At 71.2% G+C, this 16,597-nt stretch carries 15 protein-coding genes; 10 read left to right on the top strand and 5 right to left on the bottom strand.

Going from position 1 to position 16,597, the window contains the following annotated elements:
- The first annotated feature begins 162 nt into the window (after positions 1–162).
- Positions 163–3,702: a DNA polymerase III subunit alpha gene (gene dnaE, locus L3078_RS12150; protein WP_239753453.1), complete on the top strand. Its 3,540-nt coding sequence runs from the start codon at positions 163–165 to the stop codon at positions 3,700–3,702.
- 122 nt (positions 3,703–3,824) lie between these two features.
- On the opposite strand, the gene L3078_RS12145 is transcribed toward dnaE, so the two are convergent.
- Entirely contained in the window at positions 3,825–3,989 is a 165-nt protein-coding gene (locus L3078_RS12145) for a hypothetical protein (protein ID WP_239753452.1), read from the bottom strand.
- Positions 3,990–4,233: 244 nt separating this feature from the next.
- Between L3078_RS12145 and L3078_RS12140 the strand changes: the two genes are divergently transcribed.
- From L3078_RS12140 to L3078_RS12125, 4 genes are all read left to right on the top strand, one after another.
- The gene (locus tag L3078_RS12140) at positions 4,234–5,457 is read left to right on the top strand and encodes an NYN domain-containing protein (RefSeq protein ID WP_239753451.1); all 1,224 of its coding nucleotides are present in this window, start codon (positions 4,234–4,236) and stop codon (positions 5,455–5,457) included.
- Positions 5,458–5,602: 145 nt separating this feature from the next.
- Positions 5,603–6,628 carry an ABC transporter ATP-binding protein gene (locus L3078_RS12135; RefSeq protein ID WP_239753450.1) on the top strand — a complete coding sequence of 342 codons (1,026 nt, stop codon included), beginning with the start codon at positions 5,603–5,605 and terminating at the stop codon, positions 6,626–6,628.
- Between the two features lie 106 nt (positions 6,629–6,734).
- Entirely contained in the window at positions 6,735–7,559 is an 825-nt protein-coding gene (locus L3078_RS12130; protein ID WP_239753449.1) for an ABC transporter permease, read from the top strand.
- 34 nt (positions 7,560–7,593) lie between these two features.
- Complete coding sequence (locus L3078_RS12125; protein ID WP_239753448.1) at positions 7,594–8,274, top strand: DUF2567 domain-containing protein; 681 nt, start codon at positions 7,594–7,596, stop codon at positions 8,272–8,274.
- 207 nt (positions 8,275–8,481) lie between these two features.
- Here L3078_RS12125 and ybaK read toward each other — a convergent pair whose 3' ends face one another.
- The 4 genes from ybaK to L3078_RS12105 all read right to left on the bottom strand — a co-directional run bounded on the left by ybaK (position 8,482) and on the right by L3078_RS12105 (position 12,577).
- Positions 8,482–8,982, bottom strand: coding sequence for a Cys-tRNA(Pro) deacylase (ybaK, locus tag L3078_RS12120; protein WP_239753447.1), 501 nt, complete (start codon positions 8,980–8,982; stop codon positions 8,482–8,484).
- A gap of 17 nt (positions 8,983–8,999) precedes the next feature.
- Entirely contained in the window at positions 9,000–9,740 is a 741-nt protein-coding gene (locus L3078_RS12115; protein WP_239753446.1) for an LON peptidase substrate-binding domain-containing protein, read from the bottom strand.
- Positions 9,741–9,810: 70 nt separating this feature from the next.
- Positions 9,811–10,821, bottom strand: coding sequence for a hypothetical protein (locus tag L3078_RS12110; protein WP_239753445.1), 1,011 nt, complete (start codon positions 10,819–10,821; stop codon positions 9,811–9,813).
- Positions 10,822–10,993: 172 nt separating this feature from the next.
- Positions 10,994–12,577: an oxidoreductase gene (locus tag L3078_RS12105; protein WP_239753444.1), complete on the bottom strand. Its 1,584-nt coding sequence runs from the start codon at positions 12,575–12,577 to the stop codon at positions 10,994–10,996.
- Positions 12,578–12,759: 182 nt separating this feature from the next.
- Here L3078_RS12105 and hisD point away from each other — a divergent pair, with 182 nt between their 5' ends.
- From hisD to hisH, 5 genes are read left to right on the top strand one after another with little or no spacing between them, the layout of a single operon-like run.
- Positions 12,760–14,082, top strand: a complete 1,323-nt coding sequence (gene hisD / locus L3078_RS12100; protein WP_239753443.1) for a histidinol dehydrogenase — start codon at positions 12,760–12,762, stop codon at positions 14,080–14,082.
- On the top strand, positions 14,079–15,188 hold the full coding sequence (locus L3078_RS12095) for a histidinol-phosphate transaminase (RefSeq protein WP_239753442.1): 1,110 nt from the start codon (positions 14,079–14,081) through the stop codon (positions 15,186–15,188). The genes hisD and L3078_RS12095 overlap by 4 nt, the downstream gene beginning before the upstream one ends.
- Positions 15,185–15,778 carry an imidazoleglycerol-phosphate dehydratase HisB gene (gene hisB, locus L3078_RS12090; protein ID WP_149822680.1) on the top strand — a complete coding sequence of 198 codons (594 nt, stop codon included), beginning with the start codon at positions 15,185–15,187 and terminating at the stop codon, positions 15,776–15,778. The genes L3078_RS12095 and hisB overlap by 4 nt, the downstream gene beginning before the upstream one ends.
- A complete protein-coding gene (locus L3078_RS12085; protein ID WP_033528086.1) occupies positions 15,775–15,939 on the top strand; it encodes a hypothetical protein in 165 nt (54 codons plus the stop codon). The genes hisB and L3078_RS12085 overlap by 4 nt, the downstream gene beginning before the upstream one ends.
- Positions 15,930–16,595, top strand: a complete 666-nt coding sequence (gene hisH, locus L3078_RS12080) for an imidazole glycerol phosphate synthase subunit HisH (RefSeq protein ID WP_239753441.1) — start codon at positions 15,930–15,932, stop codon at positions 16,593–16,595. Before L3078_RS12085 ends, hisH begins: the two co-directional genes overlap by 10 nt.
- The last annotated feature ends 2 nt before the right edge of the window (positions 16,596–16,597 follow it).

Genomic DNA, 16,597 nt, shown 5'->3' with positions numbered 1-16,597 from the left:
CGCGCACGGGAGTGCCCACGACTCCTCCCCGAAAGGTACGGGGGACACCCCTCGCCGTGTCAGTGCCGAGGCATAGACTTCGACGCTGTCCCCCAGACTGTCCGCAGCCCGTGGGGAAGTCGTTCACGCCTGTTTTCCCTGTGTCCCCTGGAGGCCGAAGCCGTGTCAAAGCCGCCGTTCACGCACCTGCACGTCCACACCCAGTACTCGCTGCTGGACGGTGCCGCGCGGCTGAAGGACATGTTCGAGGCGTGCAACGAGATGGGCATGACCCACATCGCCATGTCCGACCACGGCAACCTGCACGGGGCGTACGACTTCTTCCACTCCGCGAAGAAGGCCGGCGTCACCCCGATCATCGGCATCGAGGCGTACGTCGCCCCGGAGTCCCGGCGCAACAAGCGCAAGATCCAGTGGGGCCAGCCCCACCAGAAGCGGGACGACGTGTCCGGTTCCGGTGGTTACACCCACAAGACGATCTGGGCGGCGAACAAGACCGGCCTGCACAACCTCTTCAAGCTCTCCTCCGACGCGTACGCCGAGGGCTGGCTGCAGAAGTGGCCCCGGATGGACAAGGAGACCATCTCCCAGTGGTCCGAGGGGCTCATCGCCTCCACGGGCTGCCCCTCCGGCGAGCTGCAGACCCGGCTGCGCCTCGGCCAGTTCGACGAGGCCCTGAAGTCGGCCGCCGAGTACCAGGACATCTTCGGCAAGGACCGGTACTTCCTGGAGCTGATGGACCACGGCATCGAGATCGAGCACCGGGTCCGCGACGGTCTGCTGGAGATCGGCAAGAAGCTCGGCATCCCGCCCCTGGTCACCAACGACTCGCACTACACGTACGCGCACGAGGCGACCGCGCACGACGCGCTGCTGTGCATCCAGACCGGCAAGAACCTCTCCGACCCGGACCGGTTCAAGTTCGACGGCACCGGCTACTACCTGAAGTCCACGGACGAGATGTACGCCATCGACTCCTCGGACGCCTGGCAGGAGGGCTGCGCCAACACCCTGCTGGTGGCCGAGCAGATCGACACCAGCGGCATGTTCGAGGCGAAGAACCTGATGCCGAAGTTCGACATCCCCGAGGGGTACACGGAGGTCAGCTGGTTCCGCGAGGAGACCATGCGCGGCATGCACCGCCGCTTCCCGGACGGCATCCCGGACGACCGCATGAAGCAGGTCGAGTACGAGATGGACACCATCATCTCGATGGGGTTCCCGGGCTACTTCCTCGTGGTCGCCGACTTCATCATGTGGGCCAAGAAGCAGGGCATCGCGGTCGGCCCCGGCCGAGGCTCCGCGGCCGGCTCGATCGTCGCGTACGCCATGGGCATCACCGACCTCGACCCCATCCCGCACGGCCTGATCTTCGAGCGGTTCCTCAACCCCGAGCGCATCTCCATGCCCGATGTCGACATCGACTTCGACGAGCGCAGGCGCGTCGAGGTGATCCGGTACGTGACGGAGAAGTACGGCGCCGACAAGGTCGCCATGATCGGCACCTACGGCAAGATCAAGGCGAAGAACGCCATCAAGGACTCCGCGCGCGTGCTGGGCTACCCGTACGCGATGGGCGACCGGCTCACCAAGGCCATGCCCGCCGACGTCCTCGGCAAGGGCATCGACCTCAACGGCATCACCGACCCCTCCCACCCGCGCTACAGCGAGGCGGGCGAGATCCGGTCGATGTACGAGAACGAACCGGACGTGAAGAAGGTCATCGACACCGCCAAGGGCGTCGAGGGCCTGGTCCGGCAGATGGGTGTGCACGCCGCCGGCGTGATCATGTCCAGCGAGCCCATCGTCGACCACGCCCCGATCTGGGTGCGGCACACCGACGGCGTGACCATCACCCAGTGGGACTACCCGCAGTGCGAGTCGCTCGGCCTGCTGAAGATGGACTTCCTCGGCCTGCGCAACCTCACGATCATGGACGACGCCATCAAGATGGTGAAGGCCAACAAGGGCATCGACCTGGAGATGCTCTCCCTCCCGCTGGACGACCCCAAGACCTTCGAACTGCTCTGCCGAGGCGACACGCTCGGCGTCTTCCAGTTCGACGGCGGCCCCATGCGCTCGCTGCTCCGCCAGATGCAGCCCGACAACTTCGAGGACATCTCCGCCGTCTCGGCCCTCTACCGGCCCGGCCCGATGGGCATGAACTCGCACATCAACTACGCCGAGCGCAAGAACGGCCGCCAGGAGATCACCCCGATCCACAAGGAGCTGGAGGAGCCGCTCGAAGAGGTCCTCGCGGTCACCTACGGCCTGATCGTGTACCAGGAGCAGGTGCAGAAGGCGGCGCAGATCATCGCCGGGTACTCGCTCGGCGAGGCCGACATCCTCCGCCGCGTGATGGGCAAGAAGAAGCCCGAGGAACTGGCGAAGAACTTCACCATCTTCCAGGCCGGCGCCAAGAAGAACGGCTACAGCGACGAGGCCATCCAGGCCCTGTGGGACGTACTGGTCCCGTTCGCCGGCTACGCCTTCAACAAGGCCCACTCCGCCGCGTACGGCCTGGTCTCCTACTGGACGGCGTACCTCAAGGCCAACTACCCGGCCGAGTACATGGCCGCGCTGCTCACCTCGGTCAAGGACGACAAGGACAAGTCGGCGGTCTACCTCAACGAGTGCCGGCGCATGAAGATCAAGGTGCTCCCGCCGAACGTCAACGAGTCCGAGCAGAACTTCGCCGCCCAGGGCGACGACGTGATCCTCTTCGGCCTCTCCGCCGTCCGCAACGTCGGGACGAACGTGGTGGAGTCGATCATCCGCAGCCGCAAGGCCAAGGGGAAGTACGCCTCCTTCCCGGACTACCTCGACAAGGTCGAGGCGGTCGCCTGCAACAAGCGGACGACGGAGTCGCTGATCAAGGCGGGCGCCTTCGACTCCATGGGGCACACCCGCAAGGGGCTCACCGCGCACTTCGACCCGATGATCGACAACGTGGTAGCGGTCAAGCGCAAGGAGGCCGAGGGCCAGTTCGACCTCTTCGGCGGCATGGGCGAGGACGACACCAGCGAGCCGGGCTTCGGGCTCGACGTGGAGTTCACCACGGAGGAGTGGGACAAGACCTATCTCCTCGCCCAGGAGCGGGAGATGCTCGGTCTCTACGTCTCCGACCACCCCCTCTTCGGTCTGGAGCACGTGCTCGCCGACAAGGCCGACGCGGGCATCGCCCAGCTCACCGGCGGCGAGCACGCGGACGGCGCGGTCGTCACCATCGGCGGCATCATCTCGGGCCTCCAGCGCAAGATGACCAAGCAGGGCAACGCCTGGGCCATCGCCACCGTCGAGGACCTGGCCGGCTCCATCGAGTGCATGTTCTTCCCGGCGACCTACCAGCTCGTCTCCACGCAACTCGTCGAGGACGCCGTCGTGTTCGTCAAGGGCCGCCTCGACAAGCGCGAGGACGTGCCGCGGCTGGTCGCGATGGAGATGCAGGTCCCCGACCTGTCGAACGCGGGCACCAACGCGCCCGTGATCCTCACCATCCCGGCGACCCGCGTCACCCCGCCCATGGTCAGCCGGCTCGGCGAGATCCTCACCCACCACAAGGGCGACAGCGAGGTCCGGATCAGGCTCCAGGGCCCGACGAAGACGACCGTGCTCCGCCTCGACCGGCACCGGGTCAAGCCCGACCCGGCCCTGTTCGGCGACCTGAAGGTACTGCTCGGACCCTCCTGCCTGGCAGGCTGAGCGGACCCGGCCGGACCCCGGACCGACTCGGGGTTCGACGGGCGTGAACGCGCGAGGGGCGCATCCGGTCTTCCGGACGCGCCCCTCGGTGTATCTGGGCTGCAACAGCCTTTACGCAGATGTCAGTTGTGACCGAAGCGCTTCTGCCGGCCCTTGCGGGCCATGTCGCCGGGCGTCACCTGGGTCGCGCGCTGCTCGGCCTGCGTCTCCAGCGAGGACTGCTGGGCCTGCTGCTGACCACGCTCGGACTGGGGCTGCTTTCGGTCCTGCTTCTTGTTCTTGGCCATGGTGATCTGCCTCCTGTGGGGGATCTAGGGGCCAGGGCCGCGACCAGACTCACATAGCATGACAAGGTGCGCATTTCGGAAAATCACCGTCCGTGACGAGAGTTGTCCGACCGCGGGCCGTGGCAGAGGGGGCGCGCGCCCGGATACGCCACGCCGAAGATCGAGTTCCGGCCGTTAACCTCCGCGCGGTCGGGCAGACTCGAAGGAAGCCCGAAGCAAACCTCCCGGAAAGAGGGTGGATCGCGTGGACCGCTGCATCGTCCTGGTGGACGCCGGGTATCTGCTCGGCGCGGCCGCCAGCCTCCTCGCCGGGGAACCCTCCCGCTCCCGCATCACCGTAGATCACGCCGCCCTCATCCAGGGGCTGCGCGAGCGCGCCGAGGCCGACACCGAACGGCCGTTGCTGCGCATCTACTGGTTCGACGGCGCCCCCGACCGCGTTCCGCAGCCCGAGCACCGCCGGCTGCGCGTGATGCCCCGGGTGACCGTCCGGCTGGGCGCGCTGACCCGCAGCGACGGGCGCTGGGCGCAGAAGGGCGTGGACGCCGCCATGCACGCCGAACTGACCGAACTGGCCCGCAACCGCGCCTGCTCCGACGTGGTCCTCGTGACCGGCGACGGGGACCTGCTGCCCGGCATGATGGCCGCCAAGGAGCACGGCGTCGCCGTCCACCTGTGGGCCGTCCAGGCCGCCGACGGCGACTACAACCAGTCCGAGGACCTGGTGGCCGAGGCCGACGAGCGGCGGGTGCTCGACCGGATGTGGATCACCAAGGCCGTACGGGCCAAGGACCTCGGCGGGGTCTGCGCGCCCCAGCCGGTGCCGCGGCCGGAGATCGCCGCGATCCTGTCGGCCCCGCTGCCCGAGTCGGCGCTCGCGGCGGCCGCCGAGCGGGCGCCCGGAGACCCCGAGCACGCCTCGGCGGCCGGCGCCGCGCGCAACGGCAGCGAGGAACGGGCGTCCGCCCCCAAGGGCGTACCGACGCCGAAGGATCTCGCGGCGATGCGCGGGCCCGGGGCGCACGCCGTGCAGCACCCGGCCACCGCCACGCTCAGGTGGTCCTCCGACAAGGGCTGGGTGGACCGGCCCGGGGGCGCGGCGGAGCCGCCGGAGGCCGCGGCGATGCCGACGCTGGCGCAGCTGACGACGGCGGAGCAGCGGTGGGCCGACCGGGAGGAGGACATCACGACCGTGGGCGGCGATCCCTTCGAGGTCGGACAGGTGTTCGCCCGGCGGTGGATGGCCCGGCTGACCGATCAGTCGCATCTGCAGAAGCTGTCGGGGATGTATCCGAGGGTGCCGCACCGGGTGGACGGGGAGCTGCTGCGGTACGCGGCGCGGTTCGGGCTGCTGGCGCACAAGGACGATCAGATCGACGAGCACGACCGGTACGCGATCAGGGCCGGGTTCTGGCGGGAGATCGATGTGCGGACCGGGGTGGAGCACGCGCCGGCGGGGGAGCGGTAAGGGCGCCTCACGGGCCGGGGCTGACTGTTTTCGGGCGACTGCGGGTTGATTCTGGCTGGTCGCGCAGTTCCCCGCGCCCCTGACGGGGCGCGCTGCAGTGCCCCGGAGACGGGATGGCCCCCCGGACCCCGTAGGCTCGTCCCTCGTGAGTACGCGTACGGCACAGGCGGTCCGGCATGGTGGGGATGTCGTGTGCGCTGTGCGGGGGCTCACCAAGACCTATCCGGCGACCCGGGGACGGCGCGGGACGCCGGCGACTCCCGAGGTGCGGGCCAACGACGCGGTGGCGCTCGAGGTCCGGCGCGGGGAGATCTTCGGGCTGCTGGGGCCCAACGGGGCCGGCAAGACCACACTCGTACGACAGCTGACCGGGCTGATGCGGCCCGACGACGGCACCGTCGAGATCCTGGGCCACGACATCGTGCGGCACCCGGAGCGGGCCGCGCGGATCCTCGCCTACCTGGGGCAGGAGTCCACCGCCCTCGACGAGCTGACCGTGGCGCTCGCCGCCGAGACCACCGGACGGCTGCGCGGGCTGGACGTACGGCGGGCGCGGGCCGAGCGGGACGCGGTGCTGGAGGAGCTGGGGCTGACCGGGCTCGCCGCGCGGCCGCTGAAGAAGCTGTCCGGCGGTCAGCGGCGGCTCGCCTGCTTCGCCACCGCGCTCGTCGGGGAGCGCCCGCTGCTCGTGCTCGACGAGCCCACCAGCGGAATGGACCCGGTGGCCCGGCGCGCCGTGTGGGCCGCCGTCGACCGGCGGCGCGCCGAGTCCGGCACCACCGTCCTGCTGGTCACCCACAACGTCATCGAGGCCGAGACCGTGCTCGACCGGGTCGCCGTCCTCGACCACGGCCGGGTCATCGCCTGCGACACGCCGGCCGGGCTGAAGGAGCAGGTCGCGGGCGAGGTGCGGGTCGACCTGGTGTGGCGGGAGAAGGCCCCGCTGGACGTGCCCGAGGTCGCGGTCCTGCGCCCGCGCGCGGTGGAGTCCGGGCGCCGCTGGACGCTCCGGCTCGCACCCGAGGAGGCGCGCGCCGTGGTGGCCACCGTGACCGGGGGCGCCGCCTTCGTGGCGCTCGACGACTTCACCCTCGCCACCCCGAGCCTGGAGGACGTCTACCTCGCGCTCGGCGGCAGCGCGGGCAGCGTGCAGGGACTGGTCAAGGGGTGAGGGACGCGGGCGTGAGCCGGAGAACAGTCGGTGCGCAGGTGAACGACGGGGCAGCCGCAGCCGTACGACAATGGGCGACAGCCGAAGCGATGAGGAGCAGCTCGACGTGAGTGTCGTACCCGCCGAGATCCTGCCGGGCAAGGCCCTGGCGGTGGAGGAGCGCGTGGCGCGCGGAGCCGCCGAGCTCGGGCCCCGCGCGCGCCTGTGGCCGTCGCTCTGCGCGGTGTACCGGGCGCAGCTGTCCCGGGCGCGGGTCGCGCGGATCCCGCTGCTGTTCGTCGCCACCTTCCAGTCGATCGGGATCATGATCCTGATGCGCGGGGTGGTGGACGGCGGCGCCGAGGCGCACGCCGTGGTCGCCGGTTCGTCGGTGCTCGTCGTCGCGTTCGTCGCCCTGAACCTGCTGGCCCAGTACTTCGGGCAGCTGCGGTCCAGCGGCGGGCTCGACCACTACGCGACCCTGCCCGTCCCGCCGGCGGCCGTGGTGCTGGGCGCGGCGGGGGCGTACGCCTCCTTCACCGTGCCGGGCACCGTCGTGACCGCCGTCTTCGGCTGTGTGCTCTTCGGGCTGCCGCTGACCCACCTCTGGGTGCTCGCCGCCGTGATCCCGCTCGCCGGGGCCGCGCTCGCCGGCCTGGGCGCCGCGCTGGGGCTGCTCGCCCCGCGCCCGGAACTGGCCACCGTGCTGGGACAGCTCGGCATGTCGGCGGCGCTGCTGCTGGGCGTGCTGCCGGCCGACCGGATGCCGGGCTTCGTCCAGTTCGCCCGGGACCTGCTGCCGTCGACGTACGGCGTGGAGGCTTTCGCGCGGACGTTCGGGCCGAACCCCGACTGGGCGTTCGTGCTCGGGAACCTCGCCGTGTGCGCGGGGGTCGGCGTCGTCTCGCTCGCCGTCGCCACCTGGGCGTACCGGCGGGCCGCCGTCCGGTGACGCGGCGCGCGGGCGGGCCTGGCACGATGGCAGAGTGACCGCACCGTTGACTCCTCCACCGCCGCCGCACGACCAGTCCCCGAACGACCCGTGGGCTCCGCCGCCCACCAGCGGTGGGGGCGGGGCGGAACCCTGGTACGGGCCGGAGAAGCCGGAGAAGCCGGCCGGCCCCGGGCTCAGGACCGAGGTGATCGAGGCCGCCGTCGTCACCGTGGTCATGGCGCTGCTCGGTGGCGCGCTGCTGGGTGTCCTGTGGTGGTGGCTCGCGCCGCACGTGCCGCTCGTCTCCGACGGCTCGGCCGTCTACTTCAAGGACACCGAGGGCGAGCAGGCCGTGGGTGTCGACGGGACGTTCACACTGCTGGCCCTGGGCGCGGGGGCGCTCAGCGGGCTCGTCGTCTTCCTGCTGCGCCGGCGTGGCGGGGTGCCGCTCACCGTGGGGCTCTTGATCGGCGGGCTGCTCGGGGCCGTGGTGGCATGGCGGCTCGGGGTGTGGCTCGGGCCCGGGACCGATGTCGCCGCGCGGGCGAAGGAGGTCGGGCAGGGGGTGACGTTCTCGGCGCCGCTGAAGCTCGCGGCGAAGGGGGCGTTGTTGGCGTGGCCGTTTGCCGCGTTGTTGGTGCACCTCGGATTGACGGCGCTGTTCGGACCGCGTGATCCCGAGCCGTTCGAGTCCGAGCCGGGGAAGGACGGGTACGGCGCGCCGGTGGTGTGATTTCCGGGCGCCTGATAGCTCGGGGGTTCGGGTGCGTCGGCGGGTGCGGGTGAGTGGGGCTTCTCGCGCAGTTCCCCGCGCCCCTGAAAAGCAGGGGCTGCGCCCCCTGCTTTTCAGGCCCGCAGGGCCTGGTGCTTTTAGGGGCGCGGGGAACTGCGCGAGAAGCCCCACCGGGCCGGCAGCCGAGAACGCGCCGCCCCCCGAACGTCACGCGCGAGCGATCCGCGCGGACACCGCCGCCGTGAGCTTCGCGAGGTCACCCGGGGACAGTTCGACCTCCAGGCCCCGCCGCCCGGCCGAGACGCAGATCGTGTCGTGCGCGTCCGCCGACGCGTCCAGCACCGTGCGCAGGCGCTTGCGCTGGCCGAGGGGGGAGATCCCGCCCCGCACATAGCCCGTCGTGCGCTCCGCGAGCGTGGGGTCGGCCATCGCCGCCCGCTTGCCGCCGACCGCCGTCGCCAGCGACTTCAGGTCCAGCGAGCCCGCCACCGGCACGACAGCCACCACGAGCGCGCCGTCGACCTCCGCCACCAGGGTCTTGAAGACCCGCTCGGGCGACACGCCCATCGCCTCGGCCGCCTCCTCGCCGTAGGAGGGATGCGCCGGATCGTGCTCGTAGGCGTGCACGGTGTACTCCACGCCCGCCGCCGTCAGGGCCACCGTCGCCGGTGTGCCGCCCGCCTGCTGCTTCTTCGACTTCTTCGCCATCGGCCTTCTCGTGTGCGTCAGTTGAGGCTCGTCGGTCCCCGCGTCAGCTCCGACGCGGGCAACGACGGCAGACTACGGATGATCGCGGACTCGGCGCGCAGGAGTTTCAGCTCGTCACGCAGCCGGGACGCCGTGTCGGGGGCCTGGAGGAGCCGCTGCTTGGCGGGCGTGTCGAGCATCATCGCCGCCGCGACCAGGTACGAGACGACGGCCGGCTCGTCGGGCAGGTCCGCACCCGTCGACAGCGAGCGCTCCCGGGCGCCCGCGAGCCGCTTCTGGTACTGGCGGAACGCCCGCAGGACACCCTCGGCGAGCGCGCCCGCCTCGTCGCCCGGCTCCTCCGGCAGCTCCTCCAGGTCCGCCACCAGGAACGGACCCGTGGTGTCCACCGAGCGCAGGCGCACGCGGGTGGTACCCGTCGCGAGGACCTCGTACGTGCCGTTGTCGCGCTCCCGGATGGTGGCCGCGTCCGCGATGCAGCCCACGGAGTGGAACGCCTTCGTCGGTTCCTCGCCGAAGCCCGCCGTGGGACCCCGGTCGGGCAGCGCGGTCGGATCCGGCATGCCGGGGGCGCTCGGCGCGACCTCGTGGCCGTCGCGGATGGCGACCACGGCGAAGCGGCGGGGTTGGTCCTCGGGGGTCTTCAGCAACTCGCGCATCATGGCGCGATAGCGCTCCTCGAAGATGTTCAGAGGAAGCACGAGCCCCGGGTACAACACCGAGTTCAGGGGGAAGAGCGGCAGCCGGACGGTGGTCACGAGGCCAGAGCCTAATGGTCGTCGGGGCGCACGCGTTCGTCCGTACTCGTTTGGTGACCTCCGCCGGGAGCTACCCTTCGCCCCGCTCGGGCCTCTTCGGCCGTGCGCGCAGCGGGATCGAGCACGCCACCTCCAGCCGTACGCCGTCCCGCAGCTGGAGGAATTGGCCCAGCGGATCGTCCGACACCCGGTCCCAGGGGAACGACGTGGCGTACGGGCCGATCATGCGCAGCTGGGCCAGGGCGTCGGACCAGCGTTCCAGCCGGACCAGGACGTAGGTCAGGAGGTTGCGTACCTCGGCCGGCCACGGGTCGCCGGGGCCGTACTCGGCGGAGAGCGCGATCGCGCCGTCCGCCGCCCCGTCCAGCCGCGCGCGGGGGATCGCGGCCCCGCCGCCGTCGGCGAGGTACGCGAAGGCCGCCCGCATCGGCAGGGCCCGGACGAGGGACCCGGGGAGCGCGTCCTCGGCGGCCCGCTCGGCGAAGTCGAAGCACTCGCGGTGCGAGCCGTACCACGCGGCGGACAGGTACTTCAGGGCCGAGACATGACAGCCGTAGTGGTGCGGTGAGCGGCGGACCGCCTCCGTCCACAGCCGCTCGAAGCCGGTGTGGTCGAGCCCGGTGCCCCGGGCGTGGTCGAGCGCGATCCGCCAGGGCACCGGATCGCGCGGCTCGCCCTCGGCCGCCGCCGTGATCAACGGGCCGGCCTCGCGCAGCAGTTCGGCCCGGGCGGGGGAGCGCCAGCCGCGGGCCACCGCCAGTTCGGCCCTGACCAGCAGGAGGTCCGGGTCGTGCGGGGCGGCCCGGTGCCAGGTCCGCAGCCACGCGTCGCGCGCGTGGGCGAACGCGGCCAGCCGCAGCGCGTACCGGTCGCGGTTCTCCCACTCGGCGGCCTCCCGGGTGGTCGCCAGCAGTTTCGCCGCGGGGGTGTGGTCACCGCGGCCGGCCGCCACCAGCGCGGGCCCGAGCCGCTCGTCGGGGGCGTCGAGCAGCACCTCGTCGTCGGCCGGCAGCCCCACGGCGAGCCGTGAGGTGTGACGCGCCATCCGGGCCGTACGGACGAGCGCACGCAGCGGATCCATGGCGCCTGGCCCCCCTATGTGCGCCTCGCCCGGTGCCGCTCTCGCGGGCCGGGTGCTCACCGTCGTGGTGTCGCGGATTGATGGTTCGCTGTGAAGACGGAGGGACGACGCGTCAGGTTGTCTGGATCGGAGATCGGTACGAAATCGCCGGTCAACTCCGATACGGAACCGGTCAGTTCCTGCTCAGCAGGCGGGTGGCGCCCGCCGCCACCGTCGTCGCCAGGATCCACCCCAGGATGATGACCACCGCCGCCAGCCACTGCCAGCTGTTCTCCAGCTGCCAGTAGCCGACCTGGCCGAGGTCGATGACCGGCAGCAGCAGGTCAAGGGCGAACAGGGACGCGTTCCAGTCCGGGTGTTCGCCGCTCTTCATCGGCGGATGCTCGGCGTGCGAGAAGGCGTACGAGGTGAGCGCCCACAGCACCGCCATCCACACCGCCGCCCGGCCCGGCCGGTACCCGTAGGCGACCGTCCAGTCCTGCGCGTACCCCCAGAGCTTGGCCGCGAGCGGCAGGTTCTCCCGCCGGTGGCGCTGCTTGGCGAGGAGCACCTCGCGGGCGCCCTCGTCGTCTCCGCCGGCCCGCAGCACGGTCGCCAGTCGCTCGTACGGCTCCGGGCTGTACTCGGCGGTCGCCGCCGCCACCCACTCCAGCCGTTCGGCCAGCGGGAACTGGCCGCGCGGTACGAGGGTCTCGTACTGGAAGCCGCCCATGTGGAGGTTGCCCGGGCCGGGCCAGCTCTCCGACTTGTCGATCAGGACGCCGACACGGGCCCCGGACAGGACGACCTTGCCGCGCTCGGGCTTCTCCCCGAGGAAGCGCAGCTCGGGCACCTGAACGCGGCGCAGCGACAGTTCCTGTTCGTCCGTGAAGGTGAACCGGGCCCGCTCCAGGTCGACGGAGTCCCCGAACCGCCCGTCGTCCAGCCTGATTCCGCCCTGGCACTCGAAGCGCTGCACCCGGGTCCCGCGCGCGGGCGTGCTGCCGCTGGTGTGCAGCGGATTGCCGAGGCCGGCCGGGGTCAGATACAGGGTGCGCTCGACGGTCAGCTGCGGCGCGTTCAGGGCGAGGCGGCCGTAGGGGTTGGCGAGCCGGCTGCCGCGCAGGCTGAGCGAGGCGCCGACCGTCGCGCCGCGCAGGCTCAGCTCGCCGTGCGACTCCAGCATCTCGGCCTGGACGTCCTGGGCGACGGTCAGCCCGTCGGCGGAGAGCGAGCGGCCGTGCCGGTCGCGGTAGACGACCGCCTGGTTGAGCAGCAGATCGGTGCCGATCTGGGCGTCCGCCAGCCGCACCCCGTTGTGGAAGCGGCAGCGCGGCAGATGCAGATCGCCCTCCGTGTGCAGCCGGGCGGCCTCCAGCCGGGGCACCGAGCAGTCCACCAGCCGGACGGTCGTGAACCGGGCCTCCGGCAGCAGGATCTCCTTCTCGAACCGGCAGCCCTTCATCTCCACGTACGGCACCACCTGGCCGCCCGCGAGCTCCAGCACGCCCATGATCTGGACGCCGACCAGCTTCAGCGCGGACACCCGGCCCGCCAGCGCGGGCGGGCCGTCCAACAGCAGCCAGGCCACGATCCGGGCCCGCACCGACCGCTCGGGACCCCAGGGGTGGCCGCCGTGCGGATCGTCCACGGCGACGTCCCCGTCCCGCAGGTCGTACACGCTGCCGTTGCGGAAGGCCTGCCACATGCCCGCTTCCGCGGCGGTCAGGTCCTCCGGCAGGTCCCCGTCGTCCCGGATGCCGGGCCCCTCGCTCACGACTCTTCCTTCCCCCGTCCACGGCATTCACGTGTATCGCGCAACTGTTCACGCTGGTGATGCCCGCTGAGTGACAGCCTGAACGCTAGACGTGAAGAGGATCTTCCGGGTTCCCGCCCGAGCCGTATCAGCCATTGGAACGCGCGGACGGCCGCCGACGCGGGTCTGAGAGAATTGGGCCTGTGATCTCCCGAATCGATCTGCGCGGCGACGCCCTCCCCGAGGGACCCGCCCTGCGCGACCTGCTGCCCCGAGCCGACTTCGACGTCTCGGCCGCCCTGGAGAAGGTGCGTCCGATCTGCGAGGCCGTGCATCATCGGGGCGACGCGGCGCTGATCGACTTCGCGGAGAAGTTCGACGGGGTACGCCTGACCTCCGTGCGGGTACCCGTCGAGGCCCTCACCGCGGCCCTGGAGCAGCTCGACCCGGCCGTCCGCGCGGCCCTGGAGGAGTCGATCCGGCGCGCCCGCACCGTCCACCGCGCGCAGCGCCGCACCACCCACACCACCCAGGTCGTCCCCGGCGGCACCGTCACCGAGAAGTGGGTGCCGGTCGAGCGCGTCGGCCTGTACGCCCCCGGCGGCCGGTCGGTCTACCCCTCGTCCGTGATCATGAACGTGGTCCCGGCGCAGGAGGCCGGTGTTCCGTCCATCGCCCTCGCCTCACCGGCGCAGGCCGAGTTCGACGGGCTCCCGCACCCCACGATCCTGGCCGCCTGCGCGCTGCTCGGCGTCGACGAGGTCTACGCGGCCGGCGGCGCCACCGCCGTCGCGATGTTCGCGTACGGCACCGAGTCCTGCCCGCCCGCCCCCATGGTCACCGGGCCGGGCAACATCTGGGTGGCCGCCGCCAAGCGGTACTTCACCGGCGTCATCGGCATCGACTCCGAGGCGGGCCCGACCGAGATCGCGGTCCTCGCCGACGACACCGCCGACCCGGTGCACGTCGCCGCCGACCTGATCAGCCAGGCCGAGCACGACCCGCTCGCCGCCGCCGTGCTCGTCACGGACTCCGTCGCGCTCGCCGACGCGGTCGAGAAGGAACTCCAGCCGCAGGTCGAGGCCACCAAGCACATCGAGGACCGCATCCGCCCGGCTCTCGCGGGCCGCCAGTCCGCGATCGTGCTGGTCGACGGCGTCGACGAGGGCCTGCGCGTCGTCAACGCCTACGGCGCCGAGCACCTGGAGATCCAGACGGCCGACGCCGCCGCCGTCGCCGAGCGGGTCGTCAACGCGGGCGCGATCTTCATCGGCCCCTGGGCCCCGGTCTCGCTGGGCGACTACGCGGCCGGTTCCAACCACGTGCTCCCCACCGGCGGCTGCGCCTGCCACTCCTCCGGCCTGTCCGTCCAGTCCTTCCTGCGCGGCATCCACATCGTCGACTACACCGAGGACGCGCTGGCCGAGGTCGCGCACCACGTGGTGACGCTGGCGGAGGCGGAGGACCTCCCCGCGCACGGCGCGGCGATCAAGGCAAGGTTCGGCTGGAAGGTGCCTGGCAAGTGAGCTTCGGAATCGACGACCTCCCCGTACGGGACGAACTGCGCGGCAAGAGCCCCTACGGCGCGCCCCAGCTCGACGTCCCCGTACGCCTGAACACCAACGAGAACCCGTACCCGCTGCCCGAGCCGCTGGTCGAACGGATCACCGAGCGGGTGCGCGAGGCGGCCCGGAACCTCAACCGCTACCCCGACCGGGACGCGGTCGAGCTGCGGACCCGGCTCGCCGCGTACCTGACGGACACCTCCGGCCACCAGGTCGGCCTCGCCAACGTGTGGGCCGCCAACGGCTCCAACGAGGTCATCCAGCAGCTGCTGCAGACCTTCGGCGGGCCCGGCCGCAGCGCCATCGGGTTCGAGCCCTCGTACTCGATGCACGGCCTGATCTCCCGAGGGACCGGCACGGAATGGATCTCCGGCCCCCGCAACGACGACTTCACGATCGATCTCGCCGCCGCCCAGAAGGCGATCGCCGAGCACCGGCCCGACGTCGTCTTCATCACCACCCCCAACAACCCCACGGGCACCGCCGTCCCGGCCGAGACCGTCCTCGCGCTGTACGAGGCCGCGCAGGCGGCGAAGCCGTCGCTCGTCGTGGTCGACGAGGCGTACATCGAGTTCAGCCACGGCGACTCGCTGCTGCCCCTCATCGAGGGCCGGCCGAACCTCGTCGTCTCGCGCACGATGTCGAAGGCGTTCGGCGCGGCCGGCCTGCGCCTCGGCTACCTCGCCGCCCACCCGGCGGTCGTGGACGCCGTCCAGCTGGTCCGGCTGCCGTACCACCTGTCGGCCGTCACCCAGGCGACCGCCCTCGCCGCCCTGGAACACACCGGCACCCTGCTGAAGTACGTCGAACAGCTGAAGTCGGAACGGGACCGGCTGGTGGAAGAGTTGCTGGCGCTCGGCTACGAGGTGACCGCGTCCGACGCCAACTTCGTGCAGTTCGGCCGCTTCGACGACTCCCACACCGTGTGGCAGCAGATCCTCGACCGGGGTGTCCTGGTCCGGGACAACGGAGTACCGGGCTGGCTCCGGGTCACCGCCGGCACCCCCGAAGAGAACGACGCGTTCCTCGACGCGGTCCGTGAACTCAAGAAGGAGCAGAACGCATGAGCCGCGTAGGACGCGTAGAGCGGACGACGAAGGAGACGTCGGTCCTCGTCGAGATCAACCTCGACGGCACCGGCAAGACGGAGATCTCCACCGGGGTCGGCTTCTACGACCACATGCTCGACCAGCTCGGCCGCCACGGTCTGTTCGACCTCACCGTGAAGACCGACGGCGACCTGCACATCGACTCCCACCACACCATCGAGGACACCGCCCTCGCGCTGGGCGCCGCCTTCAAGCAGGCCCTCGGCGACAAGGTGGGCATCTACCGCTTCGGCAACTGCACGGTCCCGCTGGACGAGTCCCTCGCCCAGGTCACCGTCGACCTCTCCGGCCGCCCCTACCTCGTGCACACCGAGCCCGAGAAGATGGCGCCGATGATCGGCGAGTACGACACCACGATGACCCGGCACATCCTGGAGTCCTTCGTCGCCCAGGCCCAGATCGCGCTGCACGTCCACGTGCCGTACGGGCGCAATGCCCACCACATCGTCGAATGCCAGTTCAAGGCGCTCGCCCGGGCCCTGCGCTACGCCTCCGAGCGCGACCCGCGCGCCGCCGGCATCCTGCCCTCCACGAAGGGCGCGCTGTGAACGGGCTGTCCACCGTCCTGATCGTCGTCGGCCTCTTCCTGGTCGGCGGGATCATCTCGTTCGCCAAGCAGCAGATGCCGAAGAGCCTCATCACGCTGCTCTCGATCGGCGCCGCGATGTGCCTCGTCGCGGGCATCCTGCGGCTGGAGGTGTGGAATTGAGCACCGCGTCCAGGAACAACGCGTCCAAGAAGGTCGTCGTCTTCGACTACGGCTTCGGCAACGTGAGGTCCGCCGAGCGCGCCCTCGCACGCACCGGCGCCGAGGTCGAGATAACCCGTGACTTCGACAAGGCCATGAACGCCGACGGGCTGCTGGTCCCCGGCGTCGGCGCCTTCGCCGCCTGCATGAAGGGCCTCAAGGAGGCCCGCGGCGACTGGATCATCGACCGGCGCCTCTCCGGCGGCCGCCCGGTGATGGGCATCTGCGTCGGGATGCAGATCCTGTTCGCACGCGGCATCGAACACGGCGTGGAGACCGAGGGCCTCGACGAGTGGCCCGGCGCGGTCGAACCGCTCCAGGCCGAGATCGTGCCCCACATGGGCTGGAACACCGTCGACGCCCCCGCCGGCACCGAGCTGTTCGCCGGCCTCGACGCCGACGCCCGCTTCTACTTCGTGCACTCCTACGCCGTCCACGACTGGACCCTGGAGACGCACAACCCGACCCTCACCACGCCCAAGGTCACCTGGTCCACGCACGGCAAGCCGTTCGTGGCGGCCGTGGAGAACGGCGCCCTGTGGGCCACGCAGTTCCACCCCGAGAAGTCCGGCGACGCCGGAGCGCAGCTGCTGAACAACTGGATCGGAACCCTGTAGCC

The sequence above is a fragment of the Streptomyces deccanensis genome (assembly GCF_022385335.1).
Taxonomy (GTDB): domain Bacteria; phylum Actinomycetota; class Actinomycetes; order Streptomycetales; family Streptomycetaceae; genus Streptomyces; species Streptomyces deccanensis.
This window is presented reverse-complemented; position numbering and strand designations above follow the sequence as displayed.

Excerpts from the sequence above, each read along its gene's own strand:
- ybaK (WP_239753447.1), bottom strand. The coding sequence starts at position 8,982 with ATGGCGAAGAAGTCGAAGAAGCAGCAGGCGGGCGGCACACCGGCGACG.
- L3078_RS12110 (WP_239753445.1), bottom strand. The coding sequence starts at position 10,821 with ATGGATCCGCTGCGTGCGCTCGTCCGTACGGCCCGGATGGCGCGTCAC.
- L3078_RS12145 (WP_239753452.1), bottom strand. The coding sequence starts at position 3,989 with ATGGCCAAGAACAAGAAGCAGGACCGAAAGCAGCCCCAGTCCGAGCGT.
- hisB (WP_149822680.1), top strand. The coding sequence starts at position 15,185 with ATGAGCCGCGTAGGACGCGTAGAGCGGACGACGAAGGAGACGTCGGTC.